This window comes from Duganella zoogloeoides (assembly GCF_034479515.1).
In the GTDB taxonomy this organism is placed as follows: domain Bacteria; phylum Pseudomonadota; class Gammaproteobacteria; order Burkholderiales; family Burkholderiaceae_D; genus Rugamonas; species Rugamonas zoogloeoides.
On record NZ_CP140152.1, the window covers coordinates 1,891,766 to 1,906,575 of the forward strand.

At 63.8% G+C, this 14,810-nt stretch carries 13 protein-coding genes; 8 read left to right on the top strand and 5 right to left on the bottom strand.

Annotated elements, in window-relative coordinates; all coding sequences use genetic code 11:
• The first annotated feature begins 19 nt into the window (after positions 1-19).
• Positions 20-3,085 (top strand): TonB-dependent receptor plug domain-containing protein, encoded by a 3,066-nt coding sequence (locus tag SR858_RS08395; RefSeq protein WP_322534528.1) that lies wholly within the window; start codon positions 20-22, stop codon positions 3,083-3,085.
• Between the two features lie 121 nt (positions 3,086-3,206).
• On the opposite strand, the gene SR858_RS08400 is transcribed toward SR858_RS08395, so the two are convergent.
• Positions 3,207-3,539 (bottom strand): coiled-coil domain-containing protein, encoded by a 333-nt coding sequence (locus SR858_RS08400; RefSeq protein WP_019922303.1) that lies wholly within the window; start codon positions 3,537-3,539, stop codon positions 3,207-3,209.
• A 105-nt stretch (positions 3,540-3,644) separates the two neighbouring features.
• Complete coding sequence (locus tag SR858_RS08405; RefSeq protein ID WP_019922304.1) at positions 3,645-3,827, bottom strand: DUF3606 domain-containing protein; 183 nt, start codon at positions 3,825-3,827, stop codon at positions 3,645-3,647.
• A 366-nt stretch (positions 3,828-4,193) separates the two neighbouring features.
• On the opposite strand from SR858_RS08405, the gene SR858_RS08410 reads away from it, so the two are divergent.
• The 3 genes from SR858_RS08410 to SR858_RS08420 are packed head-to-tail and all read left to right on the top strand — an operon-like array spanning position 4,194 to position 8,227.
• Entirely contained in the window at positions 4,194-6,278 is a 2,085-nt protein-coding gene (locus tag SR858_RS08410; RefSeq protein WP_026637370.1) for a TonB-dependent receptor, read from the top strand.
• Position 6,279: 1 nt separating this feature from the next.
• Positions 6,280-6,696 carry a hypothetical protein gene (locus SR858_RS08415; protein ID WP_019922306.1) on the top strand — a complete coding sequence of 139 codons (417 nt, stop codon included), beginning with the start codon at positions 6,280-6,282 and terminating at the stop codon, positions 6,694-6,696.
• A gap of 1 nt (position 6,697) precedes the next feature.
• Positions 6,698-8,227 (top strand): PepSY-associated TM helix domain-containing protein, encoded by a 1,530-nt coding sequence (locus SR858_RS08420; protein WP_019922307.1) that lies wholly within the window; start codon positions 6,698-6,700, stop codon positions 8,225-8,227.
• On the opposite strand, the gene SR858_RS08425 is transcribed toward SR858_RS08420, so the two are convergent.
• Positions 8,197-8,379, bottom strand: coding sequence for a DUF3606 domain-containing protein (locus SR858_RS08425; protein ID WP_019922308.1), 183 nt, complete (start codon positions 8,377-8,379; stop codon positions 8,197-8,199). The two genes, SR858_RS08420 and SR858_RS08425, sit on opposite strands and share 31 nt — an antisense overlap.
• Before the next feature lie 140 nt (positions 8,380-8,519).
• Complete coding sequence (locus SR858_RS08430; protein ID WP_019922309.1) at positions 8,520-9,707, bottom strand: ABC transporter substrate-binding protein; 1,188 nt, start codon at positions 9,705-9,707, stop codon at positions 8,520-8,522.
• A 207-nt stretch (positions 9,708-9,914) separates the two neighbouring features.
• Here SR858_RS08430 and SR858_RS08435 point away from each other — a divergent pair, with 207 nt between their 5' ends.
• Positions 9,915-11,006 carry a porin gene (locus SR858_RS08435; RefSeq protein WP_019922310.1) on the top strand — a complete coding sequence of 364 codons (1,092 nt, stop codon included), beginning with the start codon at positions 9,915-9,917 and terminating at the stop codon, positions 11,004-11,006.
• 206 nt (positions 11,007-11,212) lie between these two features.
• Here SR858_RS08435 and SR858_RS08440 read toward each other — a convergent pair whose 3' ends face one another.
• A complete protein-coding gene (locus tag SR858_RS08440; protein WP_019922311.1) occupies positions 11,213-12,061 on the bottom strand; it encodes an IclR family transcriptional regulator domain-containing protein in 849 nt (282 codons plus the stop codon).
• A gap of 144 nt (positions 12,062-12,205) precedes the next feature.
• On the opposite strand from SR858_RS08440, the gene SR858_RS08445 reads away from it, so the two are divergent.
• From SR858_RS08445 to pcaF, 3 genes are read left to right on the top strand one after another with little or no spacing between them, the layout of a single operon-like run.
• On the top strand, positions 12,206-12,871 hold the full coding sequence (locus SR858_RS08445) for a 3-oxoacid CoA-transferase subunit A (protein WP_019922312.1): 666 nt from the start codon (positions 12,206-12,208) through the stop codon (positions 12,869-12,871).
• Positions 12,868-13,524 (top strand): CoA transferase subunit B, encoded by a 657-nt coding sequence (locus tag SR858_RS08450; RefSeq protein WP_019922313.1) that lies wholly within the window; start codon positions 12,868-12,870, stop codon positions 13,522-13,524. Before SR858_RS08445 ends, SR858_RS08450 begins: the two co-directional genes overlap by 4 nt.
• 11 nt (positions 13,525-13,535) lie before the next feature.
• On the top strand, positions 13,536-14,738 hold the full coding sequence (pcaF, locus tag SR858_RS08455) for a 3-oxoadipyl-CoA thiolase (protein ID WP_026637372.1): 1,203 nt from the start codon (positions 13,536-13,538) through the stop codon (positions 14,736-14,738).
• Positions 14,739-14,810 lie beyond the last annotated feature (72 nt).

The window sequence follows — 14,810 nt, forward strand, 5'->3', positions numbered from 1 at the left end:
AACGAAGATCGGAGACAACATGCAACACCCAACCCCAACCCGTCTTACCATCATGCGCCTGGCCGTGGCCAGTGCTTGCGCCTGTTTCGCATTATCGGCGCAGGCACAGCAGGCGGTCGCCGAGGCGCAGCAGGCGCCAGCCGATACACCGCCGGCCACTGCCGCGCCAACCGTGGCACCCGCTACAGTGGAACCGGCCGCCGCTTCACCCCAACCAGCCCCGGCAGCCATCGAGACAGCGCTGGGACCGGCAGCCGAGGTAGCGAAGGAAAACGTGGTGACCGTTTCCGGCTCGCGCATTGCCGCACGCGGTTTCACCCAACCGACGCCCACCACGTCGCTTGGCGCCGAAGACCTGGCCAAGACCGCCAAGCCCAACCTGTTCAACGCGATTGCCGAACTGCCGGCCCTGCAGGGCAGCACCGGCCGCACCACCAGCACCAATAGCACCAGCAGCGGCGTGCAGGGTCTGAGTTCGCTGAGCCTGCGCGGCCTCGGTGCGATCCGCACCCTGACCCTGCTCGACGGCCAGCGCGTGGTGGGCGCCAACGTCACCGGCGTGACCGACGTGAGCCAGTTCCCGCAGCTGCTGATCAAGCGGGTGGACGTCGTCACCGGCGGCGCCTCGGCTTCCTACGGTTCGGACGCCATTGGCGGCGTGGTCAATTTCATCACCGACAAGAAATTCGAGGGTTTCAAGGCGAATATCGAAGGCGGCATGACCAGGTATCACGACGACAAGAACGGCTCGCTGCAAGCAGCCTGGGGCAAGGCGTTCATGGACAACCGCCTGCACGTGACGGCCAGCGCGGAATACGGCCGCGAGAAGGGCATCGAGTCGCCCGGTTTCGGCGAAGTGGGGCCGAATGGCCGCACCTGGTACAAGAACCCGGCGTTCCAGGTCCGTCCCTTGAACCAGACCAACGACGGCAAACCACAGTACACGGCCATCGAGCACGCCCAGCAATACCAGTATTCGAAATTCGGCCTGATCACCAGCGGCCCGCTGCAGGGCACGGCGTTTGGCGTCAACGGCCAGCCGTACCAGTTCAACTACGGCTCCAATGGCGTGCCGACCGGTACCGGTTCGGTGACCAACTGCGTCAACCCTTTCTGCGTCGGTGGTGACCTGAGCGGCAGCGTGGGCGCCGGCACCAACCTGGCCATGGACCTCACGCGCCAGGTGGGTTATACCCGGGTGGGTTTCGACATCAGCCCCGACCACGAAATTTACTTCACCGCCAACTACGGCAAGGTCAAATCGCATTTCTCGCCGAATCCGGGCGCGGCCAAGAACGCCAACCTGAACATCCGCTGCGACAATCCCTACCTGCCGGCGTCCATCGTTGCCGCGTGCGCCGCCAACAACATCGCCAGCTTCCAGTACGGCACGGCCAACGCCGTGTTCCCGGAAAATATAAATGTCCATCCCACCCGCGAAATGAAGCGGGTGGTCGTCGGCGCCAACGGCAAGTTCCAGCTGGGCGGCAAGGAATGGTCGTACGACACCTACGCCGAACACGGCGTCAACCGCACCGACATCATCGTCCATGACATGACGCTCAATGCACGCTACAACGCAGCGATCGACGCCGTGCGCGCGCCCGACGGCACCATCGTCTGCCGTAACGCGGTAGCCGCTGCCGCCGGCTGCCGGCCGTTCAACATCATCGGCGACGTGCCGGTGGACCAGGCGGCCTGGCGCTATATCGCACCGGCCAACGGCCCGCAGCAGCACACGCGCCAGACCCAGGACGTGGCCAGCATCAACTTCAACGGCGAAGCGTTTTCGTCGTGGGCCGGTCCGATTGCAATCGCCACCGGCGCCGAGTACCGCCGCGAGCATTACAAGGTCACCGGCGACCCGTACGGCAACGGCATCTTCGCCGACAGCCCCAATACCGCCGACTACCCGGCCGACCCGCTGCTCAATATGGCGGTGGGCAACAACTGGTACGCCGGCAACTACCACAATGCCCAGGGCACGTATAACGTCAAGGAAGCGTACGTGGAATTGAATGTGCCAGTATTAAAATCCGCCACCTGGGGCGAGGCCAACCTCAACCTGGCCGACCGCCACACCAGGTACAGCACTTCGGGCCACGTGGAAAGCTGGAAGCTGGGCGCCAACTGGAAGACCGGCCTTGACGGCTGGCGCCTGCGCGCGGTCACGTCCAAGGACGTGCGGGCGCCTAACTTGAGCGAGCTGTACGCGGCGCAGGTCGTGGTCAACAACATCGTGCAATACCAGGGCAATACCGTGGCGATCCAGCAGCGCAGCGTGGGCAACACCCGCCTGCGTCCCGAGATCGCGCGCAATACCATCGTCGGCATCGTGCTGTCGCAACCGTCGTGGGCGCCGGGTTTCTCGGCGTCGATCGACTACTTCGACATCAAGGTCGATGGCGTGATCTCGGCGCTGACGGCGCAGCAGGAAGTGGATTTGTGCGTGGCTGGCAACCAGGAAATCTGCGGCGCCGTGTCGCTGGGGAACCCGGTGGCCACCAACAACTTCGTGACGGTGCAGGCATTTAATCTGGCTTCGCTGCGCAGCAAGGGCTACGACCTGGAAGGCTCGTACCGGATGAACCTGAAGGACTGGGGCTTGCCGGGCCGCCTGACCCTGCGCGCGCTGGTCACCCGCAACATCAGTTTTCTGACCGATCCGGGCGTGGTGGGCACGATTCCATCGGAAGGCGCCGGCAACAACCTCGGCACCACGCCGCGCTGGAAGGGCCTGGCGTCGCAGTCGTGGGATACCGACCAGTACAGCCTGACCCTGGCCCAGCGCTGGATCAGCAAGGGCGTGTACAGCAACGAGTACATCGAGTGCCAGACCGATTGCCCGGTCTCCACCATCATCCATCCGACCATTGCCAACAACAAGATGAAGGGCGCGTTTTACGTGGACCTGGGCGGCAGCTACAAGTTCAGTGACAAGCTGACCGGCTTCTTCAAGATCGACAATATCGGCGATGTCAATCCGGCGCCGGCGCCGCAGACCAACCTGAGTTTCGGCATCAATCCGCAGCTGTACGATGTACTGGGCCGCGTGTACCGCGCCGGGGTGCGCTATAACTTCTAAGGAGGGGAAATGCGCCGATGCGGACCGGTCGGCGGACTGGCCGGACCAAGCGTTGGCTGGCTGGTGTCGGGGGGCAAGGCGAGAGGAGCGGCTTCGCCAGCGATGAGCAAATGAGCGAGGGTTAATGCGTCAGCTTGAGGATCAACGCGGCGATTAGCGCCATTTGCAATACGCCCACCGAGACCACCCAGCGTATCAATTCGCTTTTTACCTCGGCAGCGCTTCTGTCGATTTTCAGGTTAAGGGTGGCACCAAGGTTATCGATCGATGCCTTGATGCCGACCAGTTCCTGCGCAACGTCGTGCTTGCTCGCGTAACGCTCGGCAGCATGGGCCTTTTCCTTGCCGATAACTTCGGCAAGAACTTCAGCCTGGGCTTTGGCCTGCGCGTTGGTAAAACCGGCGCTCTCCAGGCGTTCCATCATTTTCAGGGTGTCGAACGGTATCGATGTCATGAGATCCTCCAATCAGCAAGGCTGACCTGATTGCACCGCCCATGCTTTGATCAATATCATATCACCGGTTCAAACCCGTGTCTCCGCCTGCCCGGCGCCACTATCTTACCGCGACAACTGGCGCCGCACCTCGCCCACATTACGGCCCACTTCGCGCACCACCTGGATCAGCCTGGACGGGGTAACGCGGAATTCCTGGGCCCAGTAAGCGACCGCCTGGGCGATGTTCGGGTTGATGTAAGCCTGGTGGCGGAAGTCTCCGGTATTGTTTTGATGTTGGGTGTTCATGATTGTGTGTCCGATAATTCTTGGGCGCCCATCATGGCACTTCGGCTTTCGGCACTCGGTGCTCTCGCTCACATAAGAACCTATCTCAGTAGGGAATGAGGCGCTGCTTGCGCGCCTCGGCAGCCGGGCCGGCGTTGCTCTTCATCGCATGGCCTGCCATGCTTCTTCATCGCGCCTTGCCCCCGCCACCGAGGCATCGCAATCCGCTGCCTCCTCCCTACTGAGACAGGTTCTAATGAATATACCGGATGTTTTCTTGACGCATGACCAAGCTATCACGATAATAGCAATCATTCTCAATTACAATCAGGTCTTGCCGTGAAATCCTTGTCCTCCGCGCCCAGCCCCTGCGCGCTTGTTGTGCTCGTGTCCGCCGTATTGACTGCCTGGGTTGCGCCCGCCGCCCGGGCCCAGGAAGTTACCGACGCCAATACCGTGATCGTCTCCGCCTCGCGCTCCAACATCGCCGCCAACCAGGCGCCGCAAACGGTGGTGATCATCAAGCAGGAAGACATCGAGAAGCAGCTGGCCATTTCCGGCAATTCGTCCGATGTGCTGTCGAGCATCTTGCCGTCATACACGCCCAGCCGGGGCAAGATGAATGGTTCGGGCGAAACGCTGCGCGGCCGCACGCCGTTGATCCTGGTCGATGGCGTGCCGCAATCGAACCCGATGCGTCCCACCGGCCGCGAAGCGCACACCATCGATTTTTCGATGGTCGAGCGGATCGAAATCGTCCAGGGCGCCAACGCCATCAACGGCCTGGGCGCCACCGGCGGCACCATCAACATCATCACCAAGCGGCCGGAAAAGGGCGCCTTCAACCAGTCGGTCGATGTGCAGACCACGCTGCCCACCACCGATTTCGGCAGCGATACGGCCAACTACAAAACCTCGTACAACGCCAGCGGGCGTAACGACAAGTTCGAATACCTGTTCGGCCTCAGTTACGAAGACCAGGGCCTGTACCTCGACGGCAAGGGCCGCTCGATCGGCGCCGACACCACCCAGGGCGACCTGATGGACTCGCGCAGCTACGACGCGTTGGTCAAACTCGGCTACTGGTTCGACGACAATCAGCGCCTGCAACTGTCCGTCAATCGCTACAAGATCAAGTCCAAGGCCAACTACCAGGTGGTGGCCGGCGACCGCGCGCTGGGCATCCCGAGCACCTCGGTCAAGCTCACGCCCGCAGGCACGCCGCCATGGAACGACGTGTGGACCTCGAGCCTGAGCTACCGCCACGCCAACCTGGCCGGCATGGAACTGACCGCGATGATCTTCAACCAGGAATTCGAAGGCCTGTTCGGCGCCGATATCTCGGCCACCTTCCAGGATCCGCTGATCGCGCCCACCGGCACCTTGTACGACCAGTCGCGCTCCGTCGCCTCGAAGTACGGCAGCAAGGTGGGCCTGGGCCGCGACGATCTGTTGAACGGCCGCCTGAAGCTTACCGTGGGTTTCGATACCCTGTTCGACAAGGGCAAGCAGGACCTGTACCTGACCGGACGCACCTACGTGCCGAACTCCGAGTACCGCAATTATTCGCTGTTCGCCCAGGGCGAGTACAAGCTTACGGACAGCCTGACCGCGCACGCCGGCGCCCGCAAGGAAAAGGCCGACCTCACGGTGGACACCTATCGCACGCTGGCCCAGTACCGCCGCGTGCTGGTCGAAGGCGGCAAGCTCGATTTCAGCGAAGAGCTGTATAACGCCGGCCTGGTATGGAATCCGGCCGCGGGCCTGACGCTGTTTACCAGCTACTCGGAAGGCTTCGGCATGCCCGATATCGGCCGCGTGCTGCGTTCGATTAACACGGCGGGGCAGAGCGTCGCGAACATGCGCGACCTGGCGCCGATTCTGACCAAGAGCGTGGAACTCGGCGGCCGCTATCACAAGGGCGCCTGGGACCTCGACGCCGCCTACTTCCGCGCCGATTCCGACTTCGGCACGCGCGTGATCGCGGTCAACGGCGCCTTCATGATGGCGCGCGAAAAGACCCGCACCGAAGGCCTGGACCTGGGCGCCGCGTACCGCATCAACACCGCGCACCGCGCCAAGGTATCGTATGCCTACACCAAGGGCCGCTACGACACCAACGGCGATGGCTCGCTCGACGGCAAGCTCGATGGCCTGAACGTGGCGCCCAATCGCGTGATCGCCACCTGGAACGCCGACTGGAACGACCGCTGGTCCACCTTCGTGCAGGCGCAGCACGCGTTCAGCCAGTCGTTCGACGAGGCGGCCAAGGAGTTCAGCGGCTATTCGCTGGTCGATGCCACCACCAGCTACAAGCTGGGCAAAGGCAACGGTGAATTGCGTCTGTCGGTCGCCAACCTGTTCGACAAGGACTACATCACCTATTACTCGCAAAGCGCGCTGGTCGAACCGAAGCGTTACTTCGCCGGCCGTGGCCGCACGGTGAGCCTCGGCTACGCGCTGCGGTTCTAAGGTGACGCCCACTGACGCCAGCGCCGGCTCTTCCGGCGCGCCGCCGTCCGTGCCGGGAGAACTGCGTCAGCAGGACTATCGGCACAAACCGCACGAACCGCACAGCGCGCGTGATCACGGTCGCGCGCCCGATGCCCTGTACCGGCTGCCGGCGTGGCTGGCCCTGGTGCTGCGCCTGGTCGGCGCCATCGGCGGCGGCTACGCGGTCACCGCCCTGGCCGTGGCGGCATGCAGCGCCGCGCTGGCGTCTGCCGGCATGGTGCGCTCCGAGGCGGTGGCGTTGTGCGCCATGCTGGGCTTCGTGTTTTACCTGGTGCTGGCGCTGTGGGCCTTCAGCGTGCGCAGCGTGATGCGTCTGTGGCTGGTGCTGGGCGGTCTGGCGGCGCTGCTGGCCGCGTTATGGTGGGCGGTAACCTGACATGGGCGATACGTTCACCAAGTCGATGGCGCTGCTGCACACGTGGGCGGGCGTGATCATCGGCAGCCTGCTGTTCGCGATATTCTGGTTCGGCACCCTGAGCGTGTTCGGCAGCGAGATCGACCGCTGGATGCTGCCGCAAACCCGCATCGCCGGGGCGATCGCGCCGCTGTCGCTGGACCGGCTGGCGGCAACCGCCGCGCCACAGGTGCCGGCGGGCGCCAGGCAATGGCGCATCGACCTGCCCACCAGCCGCAACCCGGTGGCGGAACTGACCTGCCGCGACGCCAAGGGCGCCGAGCATGGCCGCTTCATCGACCCGAACACCAACACCTTGCTGGCGCCGCAGCAGTCCGATGCGGCCACCGGCTTCCTGGTGCCGTTTCACTATACCCTGCACATCAAGTGGCTGGAGCTGGGCAAGTGGCTGGTGGGCCTGTCAGCGATGAGCATGCTGGTGCTGCTGGTCTCCGGCGTGGTGGTCCACAAGAAGATCTTCAAACAGTTTTTTACGTTTCGTCCGCACAAGCGCTTGCAGCGCAGCGCACTGGACCTGCATAACCTGACCGGCGTGGTGGCGCTGCCATTCCACTTCATGATCGCGCTCTCGGGCCTGATCATCTTCATTACCCTCTACTTCCCGCAACTGCACGCGGGCGCTTACGGCGAGGGCGCCAAGGCCAAGGCGGCGTTCATGGCCGAAGCCTATGGCAAGTACACGCGCAAGCCGGCCCAAGCGCCCGGCCAGCTGGGCTCCATCGACGCCATGCGCGCGACAGCTGCAGCCACCTGGGGCGGCGGCGAGCCGTATTTCGTGCGGGTGTTCCACCCCGGCGACGCCAACAGCTATGTCGAATTGCGCCGCTCGTACGCCAGCGACGTCACCATGAACCTGGACCAGATTTTCTTCGATGCGCAAACGGGCCGCGTGCTGGCGCGCTTCGAGGCGGGACCGGTGATGACCGCGCAGCGCTTCATCTCGGGTCTGCACTTCATCCGCTTCGACCACGCGCTGCTGCGGTGGCTGTATTTTGCAGGCGGGCTGGCCGGCTGCGCGATGATCTGCACCGGCTTCCTGTTCTGGATCGAAGGCCGGCGTGCGCAGCATGCGAAACGGGGACTGGCCGGTGTGCGCGTGGTGGAGGGACTGGCCATCGGCAGCGTCACCGGCATCGTGCTGGCCACGCTGGTGTTCATGGTCGCCAACCGGCTGCTGCCGACAATCGATAGTCATGCCGGGGGCAGCGCGCTACACGAAGTGCAGGCGTTCTATGGCGCGTGGCTCGCGGCATTTGCGCACGCGTGGTGGCGCGGCAGAGCCGCGTGGCGCGAACAGGCTATCGTCATCGGGGTGCTGGCGGTGCTGGCGGTGGCGCTCAATTGGGCCACTACCGGCGATCATTTGCTGACCGCCCTGTTACAGGGCCAGCGTGGCGGCGCCGGGGGCGTGGGCGTCGCTGGGGTCGATTCTGTGTTGCTGTGCGTGGCGCTGGCAGCCGCTTACATCGCCAGGCGTTTGCGCACTTCGTAAAGATTGCGGCCCACTTCGCGCACGACAGCGATCAGGCGCGCCGGCGGAATGTGGAACTCCTCGGCCCAGTAGCGCACTTCCTGCACGCGGTTGGGATTGATAAAGCCCTGGCGGCTAGCTACAGTCGAATTAGTGTTTGAATATGCTTGCATGATCGTCCAGCTCCATTCTGCGTAAGGGTGTCTCAGCGCCGTTCTACTGTGCCACTGCGGGCATTCGGTGTCGAGACATTCCCTTAACGCGCGAAGCCTGCCGGCGGTTGACACCAGCAGGAAGACGAAACAAGTGTTGCTTATTTGCCCGGGTCTTTCATGTTGGGGAACTGGTCGAACTCGATGTTGTAGACCTCGTTGCCAACCTTTTCCACCTTGCGCACATACACCGTCTGGACGATGTCGCGGGTGGCCGGGTCGATTGTGATCGGGCCGCGCGGGCTATTGAGCTTGATCGTCTTGAGCACTTCCATCGCCTTGTCGCCGTCGATCTTGCCGTTCAACTTGCGGGCCACTTCGTAAATCGCGGCCATGCCGTCGTAAGCCGCCACCGCCATGAAATTGGGGCGGCCGCCGCCGGGATTGGTGGCCGCAAAACTTTTCAGGAATGCGGCGTTTTCCGGCGACTTGTGGGCAGCTGAATAGTGGAAGGTGGTGATCACGCCCAGCGTGGCGTCGCCCATGGCCGGCAGCACGTGGTCGTCGGTCAGGTCGCCGGTGGCGATGACCTTGATGCCGGCAGCGGCCAGGCCGCGCTCGCGGTAGCCCTTCATGAAGGCGATGCTTTGCTCGCCGGCCGGCACGAAGATGAACACCGCGTCGGGCTTGGCGTCCTTGATGCGCTGGATGTACGGCGCGAATTCCGGGTTGCGCAGCGGGACGCGGATCGCTTCGGTCACCGTGCCGCCGCCTTTTACCAGTTCGGTCTTGAAGGCGGCCTCCGCATCGATGCCAGGGCCGTAGTCGGCCACCAGGGTCACGACTTTCTTGATGTTGTTCTTGGCCGCCCACGTGGCCATCGGCGCCGAGATCTGCGGCAGCGTCATCGAAAAGCGGGCGATGTAATTGGACTTGGTGGTGATCGACGACGTGGCCGCGTTCATGATGATCATCGGCTTCCTGGCCTGCTGGGCAATCGGCGCCACGGCCAGTGCTTCCGGTGTCAGGCCGAAGCCGGCCAGGAAGTCCACCTTGTCGCGCACCACCAGTTCCTGCGCCAGGCGCTTGGCGATTTCCGGCGCCGGACCGGTGGTGTCCTTGACGATGATCTCGATTTTTTTACCGGCCACGGTCGATCCGTGCTGCGCCATGTAGGCCTTGATACCGCCTTCGATCTGCTTGCCGTAATCGGCAAAGGGGCCGGAGAACGCGGCAATCACGCCGACCTTGATGGTGTCCTGCGCGTAGGCGTTCGGGCCGATGGACAGCGTGAGCGCGGCCAGCGCAATGGTGGTCAGTGAAGTCTTTACAAAATTTTTCCTGTTCATGCCGGTCTCCTGTTTTTGTCTATGAAATGCGCGGTGTAGCCCCGCGTGGCGCTGCTCGCAATGTTGCATTGTGGCCTAACGATGATATCAGGCAGCTTGACATCGCCTCGCGACGATCATAGTATCCAATTTATGTGCGATTAACAACCAGATGTTCGTTAATCGCACATGCTTATAAAGAGACAATAAAACAAACAGGAGACAGCAATGAAAAACAGTATCCGTGGCGCCGTGGCGCTGATGGCATGCGTAGGTGCGTCCGCAGCGATGGCCCAGTCCAGCGTCACCGTGTATGGCCTGCTCGACACCGGCGTGGTCCACACCACCAACGCCAACGCTGCCGGCGATTCGGTCACCAAGATGCCATCGCTGACCGGTTCCTTCCCGTCGCGTATCGGCTTCCGCGGCGCCGAGGATCTGGGCGACGGCCTGCAACTGGTGTTCACGCTCGAAGCGGGTCTGACCATGGACAGCGGATCGATGGGGCAGGGCAACCGCCTGTTCGGCCGCCAGGCATCGGTGGGATTGAAGGGCGCCTTTGGCACCGTCACCCTGGGCCGCCAGATCAACATGACGTATATCGCCGGCATGAAGTCGGACGTGATGGGTCCCAACCTGTTCGCCATCGGCAGCATCGATCCGTACCTGCCGAACGCCCGCAGCGACAACGCCATCGGCTACCTCGGCAATTTCAACAACTTCGTGATCGGCGCCACCTACAGCACCGGGCGCGACGTGTCGGCCGCCGGCGGCCCGGCAGCAACGGGCTGCCCCGGCGAAGTGGCGGGCAACTCCAAAGCCTGCCGCCAGATCACCGGCCTGTTCGGCTATGAAACGCCGGCCTGGGGCCTGAATGCGTCCTATGACATCATGTACGGCAACGTGGGCGCCGCCGGTGGTTTGACCAGCAGCGATAACAGCGACAAGCGCGTGACCGCCAACGGCTACGTCAAGGTAGGCGAGGGCAAGATCGGCGCCGGCATCGTCGACCGCACCACGCGCGCCGCGACCGGCCTGTCGGAATCGGATTTGTACTTCCTGGGCGTGAGCTATCCGGTCACGCCACTGACGACGCTCGACACGCAAGTGGCCCGCCGCGATCTGAAGAACAGCAACGCCGACGCCACCATGGTGGTCGCGCGCCTGACCTATTACTTCTCCAAGCGCACTGCCAGCTACGTCGGCATCGGCCGCATGAAAAACAGTGGCCTGTCGGCAATCGCGCTCGATGCCGGCGGCACCGTCGGCGCCGGCAAAACGCAGAATGGTGTTATGGCAGGCTTGCGCCACTCCTTCTAATCGGCCATATCAGCGACGCCATGGTGTCGTTGCAGCGCCTTGCCGTGCTAGCGCACTGCCTGCGGCGCTGCGCCTAACCCTGGCGCCGCTGAAATGGCCTCGCTCGGCGATATCAGCGACGCCATGGTGTCGTTGCAGCGCCTTGCCGTGCTAGCGCACTGTCTGCGGCGCTGCGCCTGACCCTGGCGCCGCTGAAATGGCCTCATTTAAGGTAGCAAGATGGAGAGTTCCTGCGCTCCTTTGAGCAGCACCGGCAAGAACTCCTTTTCGAGTTCCTTGACGCTGACACGGGCCGCTTGCGCGCCCACGTTGAGGGCGGCGAGCACCGTGCCCGAGGCGCCGCGCACCGGCACTGCGATCGACCGCAATCCCAGTTCCAGTTCCTCGTCGTTGACGGCGTAACCCTGTTCGCGCACGCCGGCCAGGATTTCGCGCAGGCCCTTTTGGCTGACGACGGTGTTCCTGGTCATCGCGCGCAGCTTGGTGTTGGCCAGGTAGCGGTCGAGTTCTGCGGGCGGCAGGTGGGCCAGCATCACGCGGCCCAGCGACGTGCAGTAGGCGGGCAAACGGCTGCCGGTATTCAAGGCGACCGACATCACGCGCGACGTGGCGGCGCGGGCAACGTACAGCACCTCGCCGTCGTCCAGCACTGCCAGCGAGCTCGATTCGTTGAGCGTGCGGCTGATGCTGTTCAGGTAGGGCTGGGCCGATACCGTCAGAGGCGTCGATGACAGGTAGGAATAGCCGAGCGTGAGGACCTTGGGCCGCAGCGAGAAGTTGTTCAGCTCCGCGTCCACGTAGCCCAGTTCGCGCAGCGTATGCAGGCAGCGGCGCACGGCGGCGCGCGGGATGCCGGTCTTCTGGCTGATGTTGGCAATGGTTTGCGGCTTGCGCGAATCGCTGAACGCCTGCACCACGGCCAGGCCGCGCGCGAGCGACGTCATGAAGCTGGGATCGGTCATGGCGTCGATCTGTTCGGCGATGGTGGGCTCGCGGTCCTCGTCGGCGGTTGCAGGGACAGGCGCAGCGGTTTCGGTTGGTTTGGCTTTTGACATGGCGTGATTTTAATCCAGGCGATCGATTCGATAGACGGTTTTTCTTGACCACCGCCGAAGCAAGTCATACACTGGGTGTGCGGTAATCAATCATTAGTTCGATTATCGCACAAACCGAAACAAGAAGAATCATGAAAGCACACGATGATCGACAAAACTTTTGAATCACTGGAGCGCGCGGTGGCCGATATTCACGACGGCGCCACCGTCATGATCGGCGGCTTCGGCAACGCCGGCATGCCGTCGGCGCTGATCGACGCGCTGATCGCACAGGGCGCGCGCGAACTTACCATCGTCAACAACAACGCCGGCAATGGCGAGACCGGCCTGGCCGCGCTGCTCAAGGCCAAGCGCGTGCGCAAGATCATTTGCTCGTTCCCGCGCCAGGCCGACTCGCAGCATTTCGATGCGCTGTACCGCGCCGGCGAAATCGAGCTCGAACTGACGCCGCAAGGCAACCTGGCCGAGCGCATCCGCGCGGCCGGCGCCGGCATCGGCGGCTTCTTCACCCCCACCGGCTACGGCACGCTGCTGGCCGAAGGCAAGGAGACGCGCCTGATCGACGGCCGCCATTACGTGCTCGAAGCACCGATCCACGCCGACTTCGCGCTGATCAAGGCGCTGCGCGGCGACCGCTGGGGCAACCTGGTGTACCGCAAGACCGCGCGCAACTTCGGCCCGATCATGGCCATGGCGGCCAAGGTGGCCATCGCCCAGGTGCGCGACGTGGTGGCGCTGGGCGAACTCGATCCCGAAACGATCGTCACGCCGGGCATTTTCGTCCAGCGCGTAGTCAAGGAGGCAGCATGAGCGATACCAGCAAACCCGCAAAGCGGTTTACCCGCGACCAGATCGCCGCACGCGTGGCGCAGGACATTCCCGAAGGCGCGTACGTCAACCTCGGCATCGGCCTGCCGACCAAGGTGGCCAACTACCTGCCGGCGGAACGTGAAGTCTTCCTGCACAGCGAAAACGGCCTGCTCGGCATGGGGCCCGCACCGGCGCCGGAAGACGAAGACGAAGACCTGATCAACGCCGGCAAGCAGCCGGTCACGCTGCTCACCGGTGGCGCCTACTTCCACCACGCCGATTCGTTTGCGATGATGCGCGGCGGCCACCTCGACGTGTGCGTGCTGGGCGCCTTCCAGGTTTCCGAGCATGGCGACCTGGCCAACTGGCACACCGGCGCGCCCGATGCGATTCCTGCCGTGGGCGGCGCCATGGACCTGGCCATCGGCGCCAAGCAGGTGTTCGTGATGATGGACCACGTCACCAAGCTTGGTGAGAGCAAGATCGTCGAGGCGTGCAGTTACCCGCTTACCGGCGTGGCGTGCGTGAACCGCATCTACACCGACATGGCCGTGCTCAACGTGACCCCGAATGGCCTGACGGTGCTGGAAATGGCGCCAGGCCTCACGTTTGAAGAACTGCAGGCGGCCACCGGCGCCACGCTGGTGCAATGAAAGGATTAATGATGACCGATGCTTACATCTGCGACGCGGTGCGCACCCCGATCGGCCGCTACGGCGGCGCCCTGAAAGACGTGCGCGCCGACGACCTGGGCGCGGTACCCTTGCGCGCGCTGGTCGAACGCAATCCCGGCGTGCAGTGGGACCAGGTGGACGACGTGTTTTACGGCTGCGCCAACCAGGCCGGCGAAGACAACCGCAACGTGGCGCGCATGTCGTCGCTGCTGGCCGGCCTGCCGGTGGCGGTGCCCGGCACCACCATCAACCGCCTGTGCGGCTCCGGCATGGACGCCGTGGGCACGGCGGCCCGCGCCATCCAGGCCGGCGACGCCAGCCTGATCATCGCCGGTGGCGTCGAGTCGATGACGCGCGCGCCGTTCGTGATGGGCAAGGCCGACAGCGCCTTCTCGCGCAATGCGTCGCTGCAGGACACCACCATGGGCTGGCGCTTCATCAACAAGGCATTAAAAGATGCCTATGGCGTGGAGACCATGCCTGAAACGGCGGAAAACGTCGCCACCGATTACCAGGTGAGCCGCCTCGATCAGGACGCGTTTGCGCTGGCCAGCCAGAACAAGGCCGCCACCGCGATTGCCGAAGGCGTGTTCCAGCGCGAGATCGTGCCGGTCACCATCCCGCAAAAAAAGGGGGACGCGATCGTCTTCGCCCAGGATGAACATCCACGCGCCACCACCGTCGAAGCGCTGGCGAAATTGAAGGGCGTGGTGCGGCCCGACGGCAGCGTTACCGCCGGCAATGCCTCGGGCATCAACGACGGCGCCTGCGCGCTGCTGATCGCCAGCGCCGAGGCAGCGCAGCAGCATGGCTTGAAGCCGTTGGCGCGCATTGTCGGTATGGCCACCGCTGGCGTGGCGCCGCGCGTGATGGGCGTGGGGCCCGTGCCGGCGGTGCGCAAGCTGCTGCGCCAGACCGGCCTGTCGCTCGAGCAGATGGACTGGATCGAGTTGAACGAGGCGTTCGCGTCGCAAGGCCTGGCCGTGCTGCGCGAACTGGGGCTCAGTGATACCGACCCGCGCGTCAATCCCAACGGCGGCGCGATTGCACTCGGCCATCCGCTGGGCATGAGCGGCGCGCGCCTGGTGACTACCGCCACCTGGCAGTTGCACCACAACGGCGGGCGTTATGCGCTGTGCACCATGTGTATCGGCGTGGGGCAGGGCATCGCGATCATCATCGAGAAAGTCTGAAACGGTGTGATTTAATGTAATTCCGAGAATGGCAGGAGACAAAATGAAACAACGACACCAACACGGCGCCGC